The organism is Acinetobacter sp. WCHA55 (assembly GCF_002165305.2).
GTDB lineage: Bacteria > Pseudomonadota > Gammaproteobacteria > Pseudomonadales > Moraxellaceae > Acinetobacter.
In genome coordinates this window covers 772,865-794,622 of sequence record NZ_CP032286.1, presented here as the reverse complement: position 1 = coordinate 794,622, position 21,758 = coordinate 772,865, and the positions used below count along the sequence as shown (strand labels likewise).

Genomic DNA, 21,758 nt, shown 5'->3' with positions numbered 1-21,758 from the left:
AATGGCTCAATTTTTTATTCATCGCCCCATTTTTGCGTGGGTGATTGCACTGGTCATTATGTTGGCGGGTATCCTCACGCTAACAAAAATGCCAGTTGCTCAATATCCGACGATTGCACCTCCTGTGGTGACAATCTCTGCAACTTATCCAGGTGCTTCTGCACAGACTGTTGAGAACACGGTCACTCAGATCATTGAACAACAGATGAATGGTCTGGATGGTCTACGCTATATCTCCTCTAACAGTGCGGGTAACGGTCAAGCGTCTATTAACTTAAACTTTGAACAAGGCATCGATCCTGATATTGCTCAAGTTCAAGTACAGAACAAACTACAATCGGCAACGGCGCTTTTACCTGAAGATGTACAACGTCAAGGTGTAAAAGTCACCAAGTCTGGTGCGAGCTTTATGCAAGTTCTTGCATTTTACTCTCCAGATGGAAGTTTATCGGCATCAGACATTAAAGACTATGTAAACTCAAACATCTCTGAACCGCTCAGCCGTGTGGCAGGTGTAGGTGAAATTCAAGTCTTTGGTGGTTCATATGCAATGCGTATTTGGCTAGATCCAGCTAAAATGACTAGCCTACAAGTGACGCCAACTGATATTGCAGCTGCGATTAATGCGCAAAACTCGCAAGTGGCGGTAGGTCAGTTAGGTGGTGCACCATCTGTGCAAGGTCAAGTGCTAAACGCAACGGTGAATGCTCAAAGCATGTTGCAAACCCCTGAACAGTTTAGAAATATTTTTCTAAAAAATACGGCTTCTGGTGCTCAAGTTCGCTTGGGTGATGTTGCGCGTGTTGAACTCGGTTCAGATAACTATCAATTTGACTCTAAATTTAATGGTAAAGCTGCAGGCGGTGTCGCAATTAAACTAGCAACAGGCGCGAATGCACTAGATACTGCTGCTGCCGTTGAAGAACGTTTAAATGAACTACGCAAAAACTATCCAGATGGTTTAAAAGATCAACTGGCTTATGACACTACACCATTTATTAAGCTGTCGATTGAAAGTGTTGTACACACATTAATTGAAGCTGTCGTGTTGGTGTTCATTGTCATGTTCTTATTCTTACAGAACTGGCGTGCGACGGTTATTCCAACATTGGCTGTTCCAGTGGTTGTATTGGGTACATTTGCTGTCATTAACATTTTCGGTTTTTCAATCAACACGCTCACCATGTTTGCGATGGTCTTAGCCATTGGTCTTTTGGTCGATGATGCGATTGTTGTTGTGGAAAACGTTGAACGTGTCATGCAAGAAGAACACCTCGACCCTGTGGCTGCAACTGAAAAATCAATGCAACAAATTTCTGGTGCTTTGGTCGGTATTACGAGTGTGTTAACTGCGGTATTCGTACCAATGGCATTCTTCGCTGGAACAACGGGTGTTATTTACCGTCAGTTCTCGATTACACTTGTTACCGCAATGATTTTGTCATTGATTGTGGCATTAACCTTCACTCCTGCCCTGTGTGCAACATTGTTGAAACAACATGATGCAAACAAGCCAGAAAGTAATAATATTTTTGCGCGATTCTTCCGTTGGTTTAACAGTAGCTTTGAAAAAGTTGCAGTGAAATACCAAGGTGGTGTCAACCGTATGACTCACCATAAAATATTTTCTGGAGTGGTTTATCTACTGGTACTTGCAGGTTTATTTGGTCTGTATAAAGCCTTACCTTCTTCATTCTTACCAGATGAAGACCAAGGCGTGGTCATGACTTTAGTTCAACTTCCACCAAGTGCAAGCCTTGAACGTACAGATAAAGTCGTGTCTAGCATGACGGATTACTTCCTGAATAAAGAAAAAGAGCATGTAGAGTCGATCTTTACAGTTTCTGGTTTCTCGTTCACAGGTGTTGGTCAAAACGCAGGTCTTGCCTTTATTAAACTGAAGGACTGGAGTGAGCGTACGACACCTGAGTCGCAAATTGGTGCCATCATTCAACGCGGCATGTCATTGAATATGATTAAAGATGCATCTTACATCATGCCATTACAGTTACCTGCAATGCCTGAGTTAGGTGTATCTGCTGGTTTTGACATCCAGTTGAAAGATGCGAGTGGTCAAGGTCATGAGAAATTGATTGCGGCACGTAATGCTATTTTAGGTATGGCTGCACAAGACAAACGTCTTGCAGGCGTCCGCCCTAATGGTCAAGAAGATACTCCTCAATACCAAATCAACATTGATCAAGCGCAAGCGGGTGCAATGGGTGTGAGTATTGCAGATATCAATACAACCATGAGCATGGCTTGGGGTGGTACGTATATCAATGACTTCGTTGACCGTGGTCGTGTGAAAAAGGTATATGTTCAAGGTGAAGCGAATACACGTATGATGCCTGAAGACTTGAACAAGTGGTATGTGCGTAATAGCAGTGGTACGATGGTTCCTTTCTCAGCGTTTGCAACAGGCGAATGGACTTATGGTTCACCACGTCTAGAGCGTTATAACGGTGTATCTTCTGTAAACATCCAAGGTACTCCAGCACCGGGCGTAAGTTCGGGAGATGCGATGCTTGCGATGGAAGAAATTATTGGCAAGCTTCCATCTATGGGCTTACAAGGTTTCGACTATGAATGGACAGGTTTATCTTTAGAAGAACGTGATTCGGGCAATCAAACAGGTCCGCTGCTTGTTCTTTCGATGCTCATCGTCTTCTTATGTCTAGCTGCATTGTATGAAAGCTGGTCTATCCCTGTTTCAGTATTGCTGGTTGTACCACTTGGTATTCTTGGTGCATTTGCACTGACATGGTTAGGCATGATCATTAAGGGCGATCCAAACTTATCATTTAACATCTACTTCCAAGTTGCAATTGTTGCCGTGATTGGTCTTTCTGCGAAAAATGCGATCTTGATCGTAGAGTTTGCAAAAGAATTGCAAGAACAAGGTGAAGACTTATTTGATGCAACCCTTCATGCTGCAAAAATGCGTTTACGCCCAATTATCATGACCACCCTTGCTTTCGGTTTTGGTGTCCTTCCGCTTGCTCTTTCAACAGGTGCTGGTGCAGGTAGTCAACACTCGGTAGGCTTTGGTGTCCTTGGTGGTGTAATTAGTTCTACACTGTTGGGTATTTTCTTCATTCCAGTATTCTTTGTTTGGATTCGTAGTATTTTCAAATACAAACCTAAGAAACAAAATAATCAGGAGCAAACATCGTGATGCAAAAAGTATGGTCTATTTCAGGTCGTAGCATTGCGGTATCTGCACTTGCGCTTGCTTTGACTGCATGTCAAAGCATGCGTGGTCCAGAACCCGTCGCTCAAGCGGATATCCCAACAGGATATATTAGTTCAACAACAGGTCCATCTGTTGCAGAACAAGGCTATAAAGACTTTTTTGCTGATCAGCGTTTAGTCCAAGTCATCGAGTTAGCGCTAGCCAATAACCGTGACCTCCGTACGGCGACTTTAAATATTCAACGTGCTCAGCAAGCGTATCAGATTAGCGAGAACAACCAACTGCCAACCATTGGTGCAAGTGGTAGTGTGCTTCGCCAAGATACACTCAGCTCGAATAAGCCAATCACAACTTACAATGTTGGCCTTGGCGTAACTGCGTATGAGTTAGACTTTTGGGGTCGTGTTCGTAGCTTAAAAGACAATGCTCTAGACAGCTATTTAGCGACTCAAAGTGCGCGTGATGCAACTCAAATTTCGTTGATTGGTCAGGTTGCGCAAGCATGGCTGAGCTATTCGTTTGCCAATGCTAACTTAAAACTGGCAGACCAAACCTTAAAAGCACAGCTTGAATCATACAATCTGAACAAAAAACGATTTGATGTAGGTATCGACAGTGAAGTACCTGTACGTCAAGCGCAAATTTCGGTTGAAACCGCACGTAATGACGTTGCGAACTACAAGACTCAACTTGCACAAGCACAGAACTTACTCAACCTGTTGGTGGGTCAGCCTGTTCCTGCAAACTTATTGTCTCCTCAACCTGTGAAGCGTATTACCCAAAGTACGGCGTTGACAGCGGGCTTGCCAAGCGACTTGTTAAATAACCGTCCTGATGTCCGCGCTGCGGAATATCAATTGTCTGCTGCGGGTGCCAACATTGGTGCGGCAAAAGCTCAGTTGTACCCAACCATCAGCTTAACAGGCACAGCGGGTTATGCATCGACAGATTTAAGCGACTTGTTTAAATCAGGTGCCTTCGTATGGTCACTTGGCCCAAGCTTAGATATTCCAATCTTTGACTGGGGTACACGTCGTGCCAATGTGAAAATTTCAGAAACTGACCAAAAAATTGCATTGTCAGATTATGAAAAAACCATTCAAACTGCTTTCCGCGAAGTGAATGATGCATTGGCAGTACGGGAAAATATTGGTGACCGTTTGGCTGCACAACGTCGTCTGGTAGACGCAACCAACACCACTTATAAGCTTTCAACTGCTCGCTTCCGTGCAGGTATTGATAACTACCTCACTGTACTTGATGCACAGCGTACATCGTACTCAGCAGAACAAGGTTTGTTATTGCTTGAACAAGCAAATTTGAACAACCAAGTTGAAGTGTATAAAACCCTCGGTGGTGGCGTAAAAGCCAATACGACAGATCAAGTGGTGAAACAACCTTCTTCTTCAGATGTGAAGTACAACAAAACAGCAAACTAAGGTTTGCAGTGTGAAAAGCTCACTTCGGTGGGCTTTTTTATTGCTTTTTGCTGGGCTTTTTCCTATCTTCAAAGACAATCAAATCATTTAAATATTAAACATTATGCTTTTAAGTAACCTTGAGTCTGTTCCTGGACATACGATTTCTCAACAACTGGATGTGGTCTATGGCAGTACAGTTCGGAGTAAACATGTCGGACGTGACTTCTTGGCAGGTTTAAAAAATATTGTCGGTGGTGAACTCACGGCCTATACCGAGCTTTTAGAAGAATCACGCCAAGAAGCCATGAATCGTATGATTGCAAAAGCACAAGGCCTAGGTGCAAATGCCATCGTAGGAATTCGTTTTTCAACTTCAAATATTGCCCAAGGTGCATCTGAGTTATTTGTGTATGGCACTGCCGTCCGTGTCACACCGTTAAACAACCATCTCCCTGATCCATTTTCAACACAGGCCTAAGCGATGGAAAGTTTAGTTTTTCAACTGCTGATCTTTGCGGTGCTGTTTAGCGTCGGTTTTGGCTTTGGCCGATATAACGAACGTAAACATTTGGCAGAGCTTGAACAGAATGAGAAGCGTCTTGCCTACATTACCGTGGGTAATCTGCGCAAAGTGAATTTTGCACAGTCTGGACACATGATCAGTAGCAATGTGGTGATTTCACATGATTATTTCAAATACGTACTCGCGACCGTACAAAACTTTTTGGGCGGTCGGCTGACCAGTTATGAAAGTGTTGTCGATCGTGCCCGTCGTGAAGCCATTGTCCGACTCAAACTTGAAGCGGAAAAGCATGGCGCAACGCATATTGCTTGTATGCGACTGGCGACCACAGAAATGGGCATGCAAGGCGGTATGGTCGAAGTCTTTGCTTATGGAACCGCCATTCAAATTCCTTAAACAGCGACTATTAACTAATCCTCCTCTCACCAAACTCAAAAAGCATGAGTGCACAAAATCGCTCATGCCCGATCACCTTCTATCGTACAGCTTGATGCTAGATTGCTCGCTAGAGCATAATTATCTACACTGAACAAAATAAAAATGGACTTCACCTACACTGTAAATAGGTCACAGATAATGAAATCTTTAGCACCAAAAATAAGTATGGCTGTACTCAGCATGATCCCACTTGTAGCCAAAGCTGAATTAATTGTACTGGCATCCCCTCAAAGTAAAGATGCTTACTATGCAAAAATGATGGATGATATTTTCGATTTCCACGTCGATTATGCAAAAAAAATTATTAAAAACGGAGACAATGTAATTGTTCTGACAGACAAACAGCTTTACCCCGACTATGTCAAAGCTTTGGGAAAAAAGCATGTAGCAATCGCACCGATGCATGACATTTGGATGCGTGACTTCACCAGCGTCAATCCGGCTCAACCCGTCATGTTCCGCTACACTGCCGCTGGGCAAGGTGGGGCTAAAAAAGGTCAGGCTATTTCAGATGAAGTGCAAGATGAGTTTAAATACTACAGTCAAAAAGCAGGCTTACAGTTTACTCAGACCAAACTGTTGAATGATGGTGGTAATTGGGTGGAAGATGGTTATGGCAATGTCGTCCTCAGCACCAAGTTTCTAGCAGATAACAAGCTAACCGAAAACGAAGCGCGTAAGAAACTCATGGCACTGACAGGAGCCAAAAAAATTGTATTCATTGAAGCCGATGAACAAGGCGGCTTGGAACATGCTGATGGTGTGGTCAGTTTTGTGGATCAAAATACACTGGTAATTAACTCCTACCCTGAAGATCCCGACTATGTCGAGCAGCTTAAAGCAGACCTAAAACGCGGCATTCCCAATGTTAAAATTCGTGAAATCATCACTCCTTATGATGGCAGTGAGATTTATGATGAAAAGTTTGGTTCTGCATGTGGCTTATACACCAACATGCTCGTAACACCTGAACGGATTTACTTCCCGCAATTTGGCATTAAAGAGGATGCTGTCGCTTTAAAGCAAATTCGTAGCGTTACCAAACGTACCGTGATTCCTGTACAGTCTGCTAATGTCTGTCATATGGGGGGCGGTGTACGTTGTATGTCTTGGCAAGTGCGTGGGAAAAATGCGGAATTATTCTTAAATTATTTAAATAAAATCAGTAAGTAATGCCGTTCTGCCACCTCTTAAAACATGGGGGATTGGCTATGAGAATACCATGTCCCCAAAAGGCAGGTAGAAGTGACGTTCCTCCTGCCTTCTCAATTTACTTCACTTTCATCTTACGAATCATTTTATACAATGTTTTAGGCGATAAACGAGACACCAGAACCCCCATTTTCTCTTTACGACCGCCAACTACGATGTATTCTTCACCTTTAAGCAATGCACTCACCACCGTTTGCGCAAAAATATCCGGTTCTAAGCCATTTTCAATTGCTTCGTCTTGATGACCCTGCGGTTTACCCTCACCATTTAAAGCATTAAACGACACATTGGTTTTAACAAAGCCCGGGAAAATCACCGATACATCCACGCCCTCATTGGCCACTTCGGCACGAAGGCTATTTGCCCACATATGAATGGCAGCCTTGGCTGCTGAATAGGTGGCACGGTACTGCGTCCCCAATAGCCCTGCAACACTCGAAACAAAGGCAATACGACCTGATTTTTGCGCTAAAAATGTCGGTAGAACGGTTTTGGTTAAAAACACCTGTGAGAAATAATCTACTTCCATAATGGCACGTTCAGTCTGCATGCTGGTGTCAGTAATCAAGGCACGTTGGCTTAAACCCGCATTATTAATCAACCAATCAATTCGACCTTTTTTCTGGAGCACTTGCTCATAGGCATGACGCACCTGCGTCTCATCGGTAATGTCGGCACAAATGGAAATATGTTGATCTGGATTGAGCAGTCCGACACGAACTTTTTCGAGTTCGTCAAAACGTCTTGCCGTGAGTACAACCTCTGCCCCTTGTAAAGCACACTCTTTAGCGAGTGCTTCACCTAACCCTGAAGATGCCCCTGTAATCCACACCACTTTTGCATCTAAATTATCTAACTGTGCCATGTCCTTATTGCCTCATACCGAAGTTTTATTTGTAGGTTGATCATTTAAAAAAGTTAGGAAATGATCAAAATATTGACTCATCATCTGCGCATCATAGATACGCCCTAACTTATCAAAACGTTTATAGCCCAACTGGGTCGTCAAGTTAATCACCCCATTCAGTGTTTTATCGACCACCAGATTAAATTTAAGCATTTTTTTGGGTTCACGCACCAAACTGGTCACCCCCTGATCCACAATTTGAGTAAACACCTTCAAAGCTGGAGCAACATAGCTGTTATTGCCTTTCTCCATCTGTTCCACACAACCCAAAAGTTCATTGACTAAGGTTTTTTCAATCGGATAGCTTAAAAAGTGAGTATTTTCGCTGTCATACATCATTTTCTCTAGATAACTCACCATTGGAATTAAACGGTCATTTGAAAAAAAAGACACGGACCACGGCATGTACTTACGCATCGTATCCACAATGTGCTGAATAATTTTCTCAGACTCCCCATCACCAGAGGTAGACAATCGTGCAAGATCGCCAAAGACTTGATCAATCACTTCACATGAAATATCCGCTAAAACTTCGCCCAAAGGTTTGGCAAGACTTTGGCTTTCACCGGCATTAAGCTGTTGATGAATGTGGGCAAAACGTTGGTGAGTTTCAGGTTTTAATTTTAATGATATTTGATAAGTCATCGTGATCCCCCCTTTTTTTGATTTTTACTGCGAACAATGCGCACTCTAGGTGTAAGCACATCATAAAGCGCTCTGCTTCATGTCGCAATTGCTAGATCAACGCATTTGCTTTACATGCCCCCATTTACGATTTCTTTGCTACAATAGATGCAATTTTTTATCTACTTTTGAACTGTTTGAACTATGACTGATTCAGCGCAAAATATTGCTACAACTTACGATCCGACCGAGATCGAGAAAAAATGGTACCAAACTTGGGAAGAGCGTGGTTATTTCAAACCCTCTGAAAAAGGTGAGTCATTTTGTATCATGATTCCGCCACCAAACGTCACCGGTAGCTTGCACATGGGTCATGGTTTTAACAATGCCATTATGGATGCGTTAACTCGCTACAACCGCATGTCAGGTAAAAATACCTTATGGCAGCCGGGTACAGACCATGCGGGTATTGCAACGCAAATGGTGGTTGAACGTCAGTTGGGCGCTCAAGGTGTAAGCCGTCATGACCTCGGCCGTGAAAAATTCATCGAAAAAATCTGGGAATGGAAAGAGCAATCAGGCGACACCATCACCCGTCAGATTCGTCGCTTAGGTTCTTCAGTCGACTGGTCGCGTGAACGCTTCACCATGGATGAAGGTTTGTCGAATGCCGTAAAAGAAGTGTTCGTTAAACTGCACGAAGACGGTTTGATTTACCGTGGCAAACGTTTGGTGAACTGGGATCCAAAACTTCAAACGGCGCTTTCTGACTTAGAAGTTGAGTCAGATAAAGAAGAAGCAGGTTCATTGTGGCACTTCAAATACTTCTTTGAAGATAAATCACTGCGTACACACGATGGTAAAGACCACATTGTAGTTGCAACCACACGTCCTGAAACATTACTGGGCGATACAGCAGTTGCAGTGGCGCTCGATGATGAACGCTATACGCATCTTGTCGGTCAAAACATCATTCTACCGATCACAGGTCGTGCTGTTCCTATCGTTAAAGATGAATATGTCGACAAAGAATTCGGTACAGGCTGTGTGAAAATAACGCCTGCTCATGACTTTAACGACTATGAAGTCGGTAAGCGTTGTGAATTACCAATCATCAATATCTTCAACAAAAATGCGGAAGTGTTGGCTGAGTTTGAATACATCGCCAAAGCGGGCGAGCAAATTTCTAAAACCATCGCTGCACCTGCAGAATACGTTGGTTTAGAGCGTTTTGAAGCACGCAAAAAACTGGTTGAACAAGCCGAAGCTGAAGGTTGGTTAGATCAAATCCAACCGTACACATTGAAACCACCTCGCGGTGACCGTTCAGGCGTGATTGTTGAGCCGTTATTGACCGATCAATGGTATGTGAAAATTGCACCATTGGCTCAACCTGCCATTGAAGCGGTTCAAGACGGTCGTATCAAGTTTGTTCCTGAGCAGTACAGCAATATGTACATGGCGTGGATGAACAACATCCAAGACTGGTGTATCTCTCGTCAACTTTGGTGGGGTCACCGTATCCCCGCTTGGTACGATGCTGAAGGTAATATCTATGTCGGTCGTGACGAAGCGGAAGTCCGTGCCAAAAACAACATCCCTGCTGATGTTGCGCTTAGCCAAGATGAAGACGTATTGGATACGTGGTTCTCTTCTGCGCTGTGGACGTTCTCAACTTTAGGCTGGACTGGCGATGCCAAGAAAGATGCGGAAAACTATTTCCTCAATACTTTCCACCCAACAGATGTATTGGTGACTGGTTTTGACATCATCTTCTTCTGGGTTGCTCGTATGATTATGTTTACGATGCACTTCATGAAAAATGAAGATGGTACACCACAAGTACCGTTTAAAACGGTGTATGTACACGGTTTAGTCCGTGATGGTGAGGGTCAAAAAATGTCGAAGTCTAAGGGTAACGTACTTGACCCTCTTGACTTGATTGACGGTGTAGACCTTGAGACTTTAGTACAAAAACGTACTACGGGTCTAATGAACCCGAAACAAGCGGCGAAGATTGAAAAATCAACCCGTAAAGAATTCCCAGAAGGTATTCAAGCTTACGGTACTGACGCAGTTCGTTTCACGTTCTGTGCACTTGCAAACACGGGTCGTGACATTAAGTTCGATATGAAACGTGTTGAAGGTTACCGTAACTTTGCCAACAAAATCTGGAACGCAACCCGTTTCGTAATGATGAACTGTGAAGAGCAAGTGATTGGTACTGAAGTTCGTCAAGACCTTTGGGAATTGCCTGAACAATGGATCGTAAGCCGTTTGCAAAAAGCCGAAGCTGCGGTACAACAAGCTTTCGCAACTTACCGTTTAGACTTGGCTGCACAAGCGATTTACGAGTTCATTTGGAATGAATACTGTGACTGGTACGTCGAACTGACTAAACCTGTTCTGAACGATGAAAACGTATCGGTTGAGCGTAAAGCTGAAGTTCGTCGTGTACTTCTTGCGGTGATGGAAGCATCTTTACGTCTGGCACACCCAATCATGCCGTATTTGACTGAAGAAATTTGGCAGACGCTTGCACCGAAACTCGGTATTTCTGGCGAAACTATTATGTTGGCGAAATACCCTGTTGCCAACCCTGAACGTGTAAACGAACAGGCTGAAGCAGATATGCAATGGCTTCAAGGTTTGATTGGTGCGGTACGTAACATTCGTGGTGAGATGGGTCTAGGTAATGCTCGCTTATTACCAGTGCTTCTACAAAACACGACTGATGCTGAAAAAGCGCAGATCACACGTATTGAGGCGTTATTTAAAGCCTTGGCAAAAGTGGAAAGCATCACGTTCTTAGCTGATGGTGAGCAACCGCCATTGTCTTCTTCTTCTGTTGTAGGCCATGCCTCTGTATTCGTTCCAATGAAAGGTTTAATTGACCCTAAAGCAGAATTGGGGCGCTTACAGAAAGACTTAGACAAGGTTCAAAAGCAGCATGACCAAATTGCGACTAAACTGGGCAATGAAGGTTTTGTAGCGAAAGCACCTGCGGCTGTGGTTGAAGGTGAAAAAGTGAAATTGGCTGAGTTTGCTGATCAGTTAGTGAAGATTAAAGCGAATATGGAGCAGATTGCAGCGCTTTAAAGTGTTGTTAGTTCAACCAATTTCGTAGTATAAAGGGCTGATTATTCAGCCCTTTATTTTTAATAATGTCTTCAATTCTTACTATTATATTTAATGCACAAGTCCTTCTTTTAGAAGGTAAAAACCTAATTATTACAGGAAATAATGGAGCTGGTAAAACTAGGTTTCTTAATGATTTAGCAAATAATTTAAAAGGAAATATTCATTATAATAATAAAGACTTAAGGAATAAAATAATTTCAGAAATTAATTTCGGCATTATAAATTTCCATCCTTCATTAGAATTTACAGAGCATGAAAATGGACATCTAAAGTTTATTTTAAAAAATGATTTATATCATTTAGAAGATACTTTCTCAAAAGAATTAATAAATTTCAAGAGACAGTTAAACCATAAATTCAACATATTTAATAAAAACAAAATCACTTTTCTTGAAAAAAGTTCAAAAAATATAAAACACCCATCAAATAATAAATTAATTGTAAATATTGACTCAAAAAACAAAAATCAGAACCAAAAAGAATTCTATTATTACGCATCAGAACACATTGAAAACTACATCAAAAATCTAACAAAAATGATTGATTTATATATTGCAAATAAAAAAACAGTAGAAGTTATTTTATATAACTTAAATAAAGATTCTATTTATTTTTTTGATTCTTCTCGTGTTGAACGAAAAGACTTTTCTCTTGATCAATTTAAAACTTATGATGAATTTTTAGACTCTGGATCATTTACAAATATTGAGGGCGCCCTTGAAGCTTATTTATTGCTTCAAAAATTAGAGCTTTTATCACTACTTAAGCATAGAAAAAATAAAAGTCCAAAGATAAAGAAAATCAATGAAATTGAAAAATGGTTTATAAAAGTGGAATCTGATTTAAAATGGATTTTAGAAAATACTACAACTGAACTAATTTTCACTGCAAATGGCAATCGAGTTCTAATTAAGCAAGATTCAAGGTTGTTCTCTTTGGATGATTTATCTTCTGGATTTAAAGCAATTTTTAACATTTATGCTAATTTATTAATGCGCGCACAAATGCAAAACTTAGCACCTGAAGATTTAGCAGGTATAGCCCTTATTGATGAAATTGATGTTCATTTACATATTTCTCTACAAAAGAAAGTACTTCCATTCTTAATTAAAGCTTTTCCTAAAATTCAATTTATTGTGAGTACACATTCACCTTTCGTAATAACTTCACAAAATACGAAGACAGTTGTTTTTGATCTAACTACTAATGAACTAATTAGAGATGATTTAAGCCGTTATTCTTATGAATCTGTTATCAAAGGATTATTCCATGTAGAAATACAATCTGAACAGCTAAAATCAGAAATTGAAGAAATAGCTAAAATTATAAACAATGAACCAAATAATTATGAAAAACTTAGGAATATTTTAAGAAATATTACTCCTTTTGCAAAACAGCTTGATTTTGAGTCTAAATCTTTTTACTTCAAAGCATTAAATCATTTGTTAGATAATCAAGAACTGGGAGATCTTGATGTTTAAAGTATTAAGATCAGATAAACCTGAAGATTGGACAGGCAAAAATTATGCTCATCCATTAGTGGTGAAACAACTAAGAAAAGATTTTTTTTCAAAATGTTATCTGTGCGAGCAAGCCTATTTTGGTAATGTTAATGTTGAACATTTTGTACCTCATGAGGGTAAAAGTGAAGAACTATTAATTGAATGGGAAAATCTTTATTATTCTTGTTCACATTGCAATGGAATAAAAGGGCATAGAGATAAAGAGTTATTAGATTGTTGTAATGACCAACACAATGTAGATACATCAATTGCTCTTGAGGCTCCAAGTACTCCGAGTGGAAGAGTTCAGATAACTAATGCTTTGCCTGTCACAAACCCATTATATGAACTGACCAATAAAACAATTTCATTATTAGAGAAATGTTATAACAATTCCAATAATGGTCCACAGCAAATTAGCCATGAATACCTAGTTGATAAAATCATGGAGCATCATGCTAAATTACAAATCTTACGATTTGAATTAAAAAAAGATTTCTATGGAATGACTGAAAATAGAAAGGATGAAATTATTGAGTTAATTTCAAATATGCTAAAACCTAGCTATGAATTTTCAGCCTTTTGGAAAACATATGTCAGAAATGATCCATTTTTATCAGAAATTTTAAATTAAAACCCTCACCCCAGCCCTCTCCCTGAGGGAGAGGGAGCAATCATTTGATTTCATGCCTATGTGAATTTCACAATGGAGTTCCCTCTCCTTTCAGGAGAGGGTTAGGGAGAGGTGCTTTCAAAGGCTTACAACATCCCACCCCCCAACAACATCTCTACCCCACTCATCTTTTTCATATGCTTTAAACGTTCCTTTTCCCACTTCAACTGCTGTTTTAACTCAGTAGCATCCTTGTCAATCACCTTATACACATCACTCATTTTGAGTTGCTTGGTGTTGATATGATTGCTCAAGTGAAAAGACGCAAAGATCTCCTCTAACTGACTTTGCAAGTTCTGACTCTGCGCTTCCAAAGACAACTGATAAAACTTGACTTGTTCCGAACTCAAAGCCTTTGTGCTTAATCCTTTATTAGTCTCTAGCTGTAACTGGAATTTGAGTAAATAAAATAAATCCTGCTCTGCATAAGATTCATTGACCTGCTGCAAAAGTTCAGTTTTTTCTAACTTCTTTACGTCATCAGGTTCGCGGTCAGGGTGAATCATCGCAGTAATTTTTAAATATACAGTTTTCAGTGACTGCGCTGCCAGTTTGGCTGCTTGCTCACGTTTTTCTTGTTGTTTTAACTGCTTGGCACGTTCTCGCTCTGCTTCGTATTGAGCAGAATCATATTCATCATTTTCCCAGTCTACATCTACGTTTTGTTCTACCGTTTCAGCGAGATCATGATTTTGTATTGAGTTTGCTTTGGTTTTTTTCGCGCGTACATGCTCTGCATACTGCATATAGAAAGCATCAATTTTCTCTACTTGTTCTTTTTGCTCGAAAGTTAGCATCTGTGATTTTTTTAGCATCTTGGCTAAAACGGCTATTTTGGTGTCGATCTGCGCCAAATCAGCTTTGCTAAAGGCATCACTGGCTAAGTGATTCCACAGAGTATTAAGCTGTTCAAATAAAACCGTGTGTAACTCGCTATAAATGGGCAAAAGCTTACTGCGCGTATAATTTTGAATGTCGGCTTGCGCATTTTGCCATGCTGCCAGTTCTTGTTTTTGTTGTTCAATCTGGTTAATTAAGCGATTTAATTTTTTCTGCTGTGGACTAAGCCTCACCTCTGGTTGAGCCGTCGTTTTTAACGCTGAAGACATAACCCATCCAACCCACTACAAAAGAGAAATTATAGCGCGATCTGAGCGTACAAGCAGTGATCTCTCTTTTTAAGCCAAGTTTAAAACCTGAGTGATTTCAATTTTAAATAAAAAAAGCCCATCATTCGATGAGCCTTTTATTTAGCGAAATAGCTTTACCAATAGTTTTCAACCGCAATATTTCCTTCACCACGACGGTTCATGGTCAGGCCACGTGCTTTCAGGGCTTCTTTGGTGTCTTCGACCATTTGCGGGTTACCGCACAGCATCACATGACTGGTTTCAGGGTTCAGACTCAAACCGACTGCTTTTTCAAGCTCACCATTTCCAATCAGTACAGGTAAGCGATCATGTAGTGACGCATGCGGATCGCGGGTAATAATCGGCACAAATTTAAAGCCTGTATGGCCCTCGCCAAAGGTCTCTGCAATTTCTTGAATACGTGTTGCATAGGCCAGTTCAGAAGCTGTACGTACGCTATAGACCAGTGTAATACTTTCGTACTTCGACCACGTCTCAAAGTCTTGTAACATCGAAATAAAAGGCGCAAGCCCTGTCCCTGTGCCGAGTAACCATAAGTCTTTTGGTAACGGTAACTGATAACGCGCCAAAGTCAAAAAGCCGTACGGGATCTTTTCAAGGTAGATGTCATCATCAACATTTAAGTGTTGTAAATTTGAAGTGAATGCACCTTCTGGCACCACAATCGAAAAAAACTCTAAAGTTTCATCAAAGGGTGATGAGACCACTGAATACGCACGAACCACCAATTCATCCCCCACTTTGATACCAATACGGGCAAACTGTCCTGCGGTAAACTTAAAATGTGCAGGTCGCGTCATGGTGAAGCTAAAAAGTGTATTGGTCCAACGGTGTACGGATAAAACCTTTTCTAGGCTAAATTTTTCAATTGACATGATTTCAGCGTGGCATCAAAGACGTTGCTCATGTTAGCATGACCACATAATTTGTTAATATTTTTTAAATGTTAAGGCTATATTCATGCGCATGACTTTACGCCAGTTGGCGGTTTTTGTAGCAGTTGCTCAAGAAGGCACAGTAACCAAAGCCAGTGATGCGGTTCGACTCACCCAGAGTGCTGCGAGTATGGCTTTAGCAGATCTAGAAGACGGTTTGGGGGCACCTTTATTTGACCGTCTAGGTAAGCGTCTTCAACTCAATGATCTGGGGCGTTTCCTGCTGCCACAAGCTTTAGAAATTTTGGGTCGCTGTGATGCTTTCGAGCAAGCTGCTAAAGGTGAGTTACAAAGCATTGATTTACGTTTAGGTGCAACCCTGACCATCAGTGACTACCTCATGCCTGACCTGATGGCTGACTTTTTACAAATTCAACCTCAAGCCCATTTACAGCTACAAGTTGGTAACACCCGCCAAATGATTGAAGCAGTGAATCAATTCCAACTAGATTTGGCCTTGATTGAAGGCTCTTGTCACTTACCACAGCTCCAGTGTATTCACTGGCGTGACGATGAATTGGCCGTCTGCTGTGCACCAGATCACCCTTTAGCGCAATTAAATCGCACACTAACGCCTGAAGACTTTAAATCCGTCGAGTGGATCTTGCGTGAAGAAGGTTCAGGTACCCGTGAAGTATTTGATAATGCTATTTTAAAAGACTTGCCTGATGCCAATATACGTCTGACCTTGGGTCATAATGAAGCGATTTTAAAAATCGTGGCGGGTGGTTTAGGGATGTCATGCATTTCAAAACTGGCAACTGAACCTTTGCGCGAAAAAGGCCAGTTGGTGGTGCTTGATACACCGTTTTGGTCTCTCACCCGTCCACTGTTCATGTTGGTACACCGTCAGAAGTACCAAGGCCCAGGACTGAAAGCTTTTATGAAGTTTTGCGAAAAATAACTCAGCAAAAAGCACCCTCGGGTGCTTTTTTTATTTCCCAAATTGGCGCTCACACGGCTCACCATCATTGTTCCCATCCATTTTGGTATTTGGACAGTTCCTTAAGAAGTAAAGTGCTTCTTCATAGGAACGCATTTGGGAGCAATGGGTTCGTCCATCGCATTTGAACTTTCCTGTGCTGACAGGTAAACGACCATTTTGTTTATCAATGCTCTGTGTCACACGTTCTGAGCGAGGTTGATTGGTTTGATGTAGTTCAGCATCTAAGTTTTGTTTACCTTGCTCTGTAAGCACCTGATCAGGTAACTGACCTAAAGCTTTACGTTGTTCTTCTACAATCTGTTGTTGCTCGAGCATCAACTGCTCAGCTTTACGCTGCTTTTCTGCACTATAACTTTGATATTTCCCATAGGTTAAAAAGCCCAATACCGCGACGATAATGATGCCAATCACGGTGATGAGGGTAGTTTTATGCCCTGCCTCTTGGTAACGTGGCGAGGCTTGGCTACGCACTTTTTTCTTATTTGAGGATACTGTTTTTTTGCTTTCTGAGGACAGACCGAGCCTCTGGATATTTCCAGCCTTAAATTTGCCTTGGTCTTCTACAATCATAAACTGAAGCGCTTCACCAATCTTGGGTTCAATGTTGTTCTGTGGCAAATCTTTGATATGAAAAAACACATCATCAATATCCCCTTCCACCTCAATGAAACCAAAACCACGGGAGGTACTAAAGCTTTTGATTTTTCCTTTCAGAAACATAATCTGCTCTATTCAACAGTATTTTTCGTATTGTAATCAATAAAAAAGAGGCAAAACAGCCTCTTTAGTTCAAAAAGCAAAGATTAATCTTTGCACAATTAAAATCTGAATCAACGCTGAATTAGCGTCTAAAATTAGACAATAAATCTGTGGTAATCGATTTATTATGACTTGAGACTTTCGATTTCTTGGCTTTGGCAGAATTGTCTTCAACTCGCTCAATTTTAATGGCTTTATAACGATCGCCATTTTCAACCACATTAAACTTCACGCGTTCGTTGCGTTTCGGTTCACCTGAGTCTGCAGGAAAATCCGAAATATGGAAAAATACGTCGCCTTCAGGTGAGGAAATAAAGCCAAAACCTTTGTCAGCGTTATATTGCTTCACTTTTCCTTGATATTGCTCGGCCTTCATAAACAGATCCTAATATGTACACGCTTTGTTTTAGTATATAAAAAAGAGGCTATAAAAGCCTCTTTTTACTGGGGCTAAATCTTAATCTTTTTGAACTGAACCAAAGATTTTGTCGCCCGCATCGCCCAAACCCGGCACGATATAGCCATTGGCATTTAGGCCTTGGTCAATTGAAGCTGTGAAAATAGTAACATCTGGGTGCGCATCCAAAACACGCTTAATGCCTTCAGGCGCTGCAACCAACACCATCACACGAATGTCTTTACAGCCACTTGCTTTCAATACATCAATCGCAGCAACCAATGAAGAACCCGTTGCAAGCATTGGGTCGATGATCATCGCTAAACGGTTTTGTACATCTGGCACTAATTTTTTGTAATAAGTACGTGCTTCAAGCGTTTCTTCATCACGTTCCAAACCCAGTACAGACACTTTGGCACTTGGAATCAGGTTTAAGAAACCATCTAACATGCCGATACCCGCACGTAAAATAGGCACAACTGTAATTTTTTTACCCACAATACGGTCCACCGTTACTTTACCATTCCAACCATCAATTTCATGGTCGCAAACAGGTAAATCTTTGGTTGCTTCATAGGTCAAAAGCATGGTCACTTCTTGAGCCAGCTCACGGAAGTTTTTCGTGCTGATATCAGCACGACGAAGAAGACCAAGCTTATGACGAATCAGCGGATGACGAATTTCATGGATAGCCACGGGAGAGCACCTAAAAGGTAAAATAAAATTCCTTACATTATAAAGCTTTTTATCGTGCGATAAAAACAAAAAAAGCCCCCAATTGATGGAGGCTTTTTTGTTAAAACAAACCGTTTTTAAAAATTAGTGCTGTTGAGAAAGCATAAAGTGGATTGGAGATAGAATCTCTGACTGAAGTGCTAACTTGATAATTGGATCTGGATAGATACCAATCACAAGCACTGCTGCCGCAGCTAAAAGCACCATAATACCACCGACTTTTTGCCCCCAATGATCCACAGCATCTACACGTGGCGCATCTGGTGGTGTCATATACATAACAACCATCACACGAAGGTAGTAGTACAGACCAATACCAGAACCAACGATGATCATTGCAGCAAGGAACCAATGTTGAGTCGTTACTGCAGCCATGACTACAAGGAACTTACCAATAAAGCCCGCTGTCAATGGAATACCTGCAAGCGACAGCATCATCACCGTTAACACCGCGGTCAACACTGGACGACGCCAGAATAGACCACGGTAGTCCGCTAGGCTTTCTGCTTCATCTACGTTGTTGTATGGGCTAGACATCAATGCAACCGCACCGAACGCACCAATCGTAGTTAACACATAAGTGATCACATAGACTGATACGTTACCAAGGCTTGCATAGGTCATGCTGATTAAACCAATCAACAAGTAACCAAAGTGTGCAATTGAAGAGTATGCCAAGATACGTTTCAAATTCACTTGCTTCACTGCAAGGAAGTTACCCACCAAAATTGATAACACTGCAATCACAGTTAAGATCGTGATAATAGAGTCAACAAGGATCGCACCTGAGGTTAGGATGTAACGTACAAACAGACCAATTGTTGCGACTTTTGCAGCCGTTGCAAGGAAAGTTGCAATCGGTGTTGGTGCACCTGCATAAACGTCTGGTGTCCATTTGTGAAATGGCGCTAAAGACAGTTTAAATGCCACAGCAAATACGATGAAACCTAAACCTAAAAGTACCATTGGCTGTTGGATGTTTTGCATTAACGCTTGAACATTGTCATAGAATGACATTGAACCTGTGTACGCGTAAATGTAAGCCATACCCATTAGCAACATTGCTGAAGCGGTTGCTGAAAGCACCAAGTACTTCACCCCCGCTTCTAAAGATTTAGAGCGTTGGTGTGTATACGCCAATAATCCATATACAGGAATCGACATCAACTCAAGGCTAATGAAGAACGATGCATAGTGAGAGCTTGCGACCATTAACATTGCACCAGTCACTGATGACAACATTAAGATATACAGTTCTTCACGGTTATCTTTATAAGTCTCGATATACGCATGCGACAAAGTACAGCATGCCAGTGCCGCAATCAAAATGATCACTTGGTATAACAAGGTGAACGCATCCACCATGAACATACCCATCACGTTTGCTGGTTTAAAAGCACCACCAAACATTGTGAAAAGCACATAAGCTGCTGCAAGGTTTAAGCCCACAACTGATGCTGTTGCAATTAAGTTATGGTTACGCTTAATTGCAGTAAGAATCATCACGACGATCGTTGTTAAAGCAACGATCATCACAGGAGCTAAAGGCATAAGCTCAGAAAATGACATTGTGAAGTTCATGACTTATTGCATCTCCACATTTTCGAGTTGAACAGTTGCTTGACTTGCAACGTCAACGACTTCTTGTACAGGAATGTAGCTGTTCGCTAACCACGCCATGCTTGAATTTGAAATATCAAGGAAGCTTTGTGGATATAGACCCAGCCATAACAGACCGAAAGCACAGATTAACAAGATCACTACTTCACGCGCATTTAAGTCTTTCAATGGGTTGTTGTAGTGCTGTTGTTGTTCTTCGTTCGGTGTACCAAACAATGCTTTGTGGATCAGAATCAAGCCATAAAGACCTGCAAATACTAAGCTTACAGCTGCAAGAATAGTAAACACCGGGAATTTTGCATAAGAACCCATCAAGATCAGGAACTCACCAATGAAGTTACCTAGACCCGGAATACCCACAAGCGCCGCCACGAAGAACATGAGGAAGAATGCAAGATATGGGAACTGACCACGCATACCGCCCATCAAACGCATATCGCGTGTATGCACACGCTCGTACACTTGACCACACATAATGAACAATGCAGCAGATGACAAGCCATGTGCCAACATCATGATCATCAAACCTTGGAAGGTTAAAATGTTACCTGCGTAAATCGCAAGTAAAACAAAACCCATGTGTGAAATCGACGTGTACGCAAGTAAACGTTTCATATCGGTTTGCTGGAAAGCACACCAAGCACCGTAGAAGATACCGATTAAACCGAAAATGATCGCGATGTCTGCAAACTGTGCAGAAGCCGCTGGGAAGAATGGAATCACAAAACGAAGTAGACCGTATGCAGCCGTCTTAATCAAGATACCTGCAAGGTCAACCGAACCCGCTGTAGGTGCTTGTGCATGCGCATCTGGTAACCAGCCGTGTAATGGGAAAACTGGAAGTTTTACCGCAAAACCGACGAATAAACACAGCATGAATGCATAAGCAACAGTAGGTAACTCTTTGTCTAAAGTGTTGGCTACAGCTAATAAGTAGTTGTAATCAAAACCGATCATACCTGTCATCATGTAACCATAAACCACGAGGCCTAGGATACCGATCAACATAATAAGACCAGCGACTTGCGTATAGATAAAGAATTTGGTTGCAGCGTAAACACGTGATTTACCTTCTGCCCCTTTATGACCCCAAAGCGCGATCAAGAAGTAGATAGGTACAAGCATCATCTCCCAGAAGAAGAAGAACAAGAACATGTCAATCGCTAAGAAGACACCGATCACACCACCCAAAGACCATAAAAGGTTTAAGTGGAAGAAACCAACATTCTTTTGAATTTCACCCCAAGAACAGCCGACAGCCAACACACCTAAAAGTGCCGTTAAGCCCACCATTAATAGAGATAGGCCATCCACGGCTAAGTGGATGTTAATGCCTAAAGTTTGAATCCATGGCAACATGAATTCAGCAGACCACGATGGCACTTTTGCGCCAAGTTCGTAGTTAAATGTACCTGTTTGCCACAGCGCAACGGTCAAGCCCAAAGTAATGAGCATACCAATCAGCGCAATATAACGCGGCAGTTTGTCGTCGAGTTTGTCGACTAACCAACAAATAAAACCAGCAATGAACGGAACTAAGATCAGCGCGGGTAGAATCCAGTTGTTTGTGATTTCCAT

The 21,758-nt window shown here is 41.5% G+C and carries 18 protein-coding genes; 9 read left to right on the top strand and 9 right to left on the bottom strand.

Annotation, left to right across the window (positions count from 1 at the left end):
* Position 1: 1 nt before the first annotated feature.
* The 5 genes from CDG62_RS06585 to CDG62_RS06565 all read left to right on the top strand — a co-directional run bounded on the left by CDG62_RS06585 (position 2) and on the right by CDG62_RS06565 (position 6,751).
* Entirely contained in the window at positions 2 to 3,178 is a 3,177-nt protein-coding gene (locus CDG62_RS06585) for an efflux RND transporter permease subunit (protein ID WP_087526374.1), read from the top strand.
* Positions 3,178 to 4,635 (top strand): multidrug efflux RND transporter AdeIJK outer membrane channel subunit AdeK, encoded by a 1,458-nt coding sequence (adeK, locus tag CDG62_RS06580; RefSeq protein ID WP_087526375.1) that lies wholly within the window; start codon positions 3,178 to 3,180, stop codon positions 4,633 to 4,635. The genes CDG62_RS06585 and adeK overlap by 1 nt, the downstream gene beginning before the upstream one ends.
* 103 nt (positions 4,636 to 4,738) lie before the next feature.
* Positions 4,739 to 5,095 (top strand): YbjQ family protein, encoded by a 357-nt coding sequence (locus CDG62_RS06575; protein ID WP_087526376.1) that lies wholly within the window; start codon positions 4,739 to 4,741, stop codon positions 5,093 to 5,095.
* A gap of 3 nt (positions 5,096 to 5,098) precedes the next feature.
* Complete coding sequence (locus CDG62_RS06570) at positions 5,099 to 5,536, top strand: YbjQ family protein (protein ID WP_087526377.1); 438 nt, start codon at positions 5,099 to 5,101, stop codon at positions 5,534 to 5,536.
* 180 nt (positions 5,537 to 5,716) lie between these two features.
* Positions 5,717 to 6,751, top strand: coding sequence for an agmatine deiminase family protein (locus CDG62_RS06565; RefSeq protein WP_087526378.1), 1,035 nt, complete (start codon positions 5,717 to 5,719; stop codon positions 6,749 to 6,751).
* Positions 6,752 to 6,848: 97 nt separating this feature from the next.
* On the opposite strand, the gene CDG62_RS06560 is transcribed toward CDG62_RS06565, so the two are convergent.
* The gene (locus CDG62_RS06560) at positions 6,849 to 7,655 is read right to left on the bottom strand and encodes an SDR family NAD(P)-dependent oxidoreductase (protein ID WP_087526379.1); all 807 of its coding nucleotides are present in this window, start codon (positions 7,653 to 7,655) and stop codon (positions 6,849 to 6,851) included.
* Positions 7,656 to 7,667: 12 nt separating this feature from the next.
* The gene (locus tag CDG62_RS06555) at positions 7,668 to 8,342 is read right to left on the bottom strand and encodes a hypothetical protein (protein ID WP_087526380.1); all 675 of its coding nucleotides are present in this window, start codon (positions 8,340 to 8,342) and stop codon (positions 7,668 to 7,670) included.
* Between the two features lie 183 nt (positions 8,343 to 8,525).
* Between CDG62_RS06555 and CDG62_RS06550 the strand changes: the two genes are divergently transcribed.
* From CDG62_RS06550 to CDG62_RS06540, 3 genes are all read left to right on the top strand, one after another.
* Positions 8,526 to 11,420, top strand: coding sequence for a valine--tRNA ligase (locus CDG62_RS06550; protein WP_087526381.1), 2,895 nt, complete (start codon positions 8,526 to 8,528; stop codon positions 11,418 to 11,420).
* A gap of 65 nt (positions 11,421 to 11,485) precedes the next feature.
* Positions 11,486 to 12,943, top strand: a complete 1,458-nt coding sequence (locus CDG62_RS06545; protein WP_087526382.1) for an AAA family ATPase — start codon at positions 11,486 to 11,488, stop codon at positions 12,941 to 12,943.
* A complete protein-coding gene (locus CDG62_RS06540) occupies positions 12,936 to 13,598 on the top strand; it encodes a hypothetical protein (RefSeq protein ID WP_087526383.1) in 663 nt (220 codons plus the stop codon). Before CDG62_RS06545 ends, CDG62_RS06540 begins: the two co-directional genes overlap by 8 nt.
* Before the next feature lie 125 nt (positions 13,599 to 13,723).
* On the opposite strand, the gene CDG62_RS06535 is transcribed toward CDG62_RS06540, so the two are convergent.
* Entirely contained in the window at positions 13,724 to 14,746 is a 1,023-nt protein-coding gene (locus tag CDG62_RS06535; RefSeq protein ID WP_087526384.1) for a molecular chaperone DnaJ, read from the bottom strand.
* Positions 14,747 to 14,901: 155 nt separating this feature from the next.
* Complete coding sequence (locus CDG62_RS06530; protein ID WP_087526385.1) at positions 14,902 to 15,663, bottom strand: ferredoxin--NADP reductase; 762 nt, start codon at positions 15,661 to 15,663, stop codon at positions 14,902 to 14,904.
* Positions 15,664 to 15,748: 85 nt separating this feature from the next.
* Between CDG62_RS06530 and gigC the strand changes: the two genes are divergently transcribed.
* Entirely contained in the window at positions 15,749 to 16,627 is an 879-nt protein-coding gene (gene gigC, locus CDG62_RS06525; RefSeq protein WP_010327351.1) for a LysR family transcriptional regulator GigC, read from the top strand.
* Between the two features lie 30 nt (positions 16,628 to 16,657).
* On the opposite strand, the gene CDG62_RS06520 is transcribed toward gigC, so the two are convergent.
* The 5 genes from CDG62_RS06520 to nuoM form a co-directional block, all read right to left on the bottom strand.
* On the bottom strand, positions 16,658 to 17,389 hold the full coding sequence (locus CDG62_RS06520) for a cold shock domain-containing protein (RefSeq protein ID WP_087526386.1): 732 nt from the start codon (positions 17,387 to 17,389) through the stop codon (positions 16,658 to 16,660).
* Positions 17,390 to 17,510: 121 nt separating this feature from the next.
* The gene (locus tag CDG62_RS06515; protein WP_005400349.1) at positions 17,511 to 17,804 is read right to left on the bottom strand and encodes a cold shock domain-containing protein; all 294 of its coding nucleotides are present in this window, start codon (positions 17,802 to 17,804) and stop codon (positions 17,511 to 17,513) included.
* Positions 17,805 to 17,885: 81 nt separating this feature from the next.
* Entirely contained in the window at positions 17,886 to 18,521 is a 636-nt protein-coding gene (gene upp, locus CDG62_RS06510; protein WP_058870138.1) for a uracil phosphoribosyltransferase, read from the bottom strand.
* A gap of 123 nt (positions 18,522 to 18,644) precedes the next feature.
* Positions 18,645 to 20,141, bottom strand: coding sequence for an NADH-quinone oxidoreductase subunit NuoN (nuoN, locus tag CDG62_RS06505; RefSeq protein WP_086208145.1), 1,497 nt, complete (start codon positions 20,139 to 20,141; stop codon positions 18,645 to 18,647).
* 3 nt (positions 20,142 to 20,144) lie between these two features.
* Entirely contained in the window at positions 20,145 to 21,752 is a 1,608-nt protein-coding gene (nuoM, locus tag CDG62_RS06500; RefSeq protein WP_171264407.1) for an NADH-quinone oxidoreductase subunit M, read from the bottom strand.
* Positions 21,753 to 21,758 lie beyond the last annotated feature (6 nt).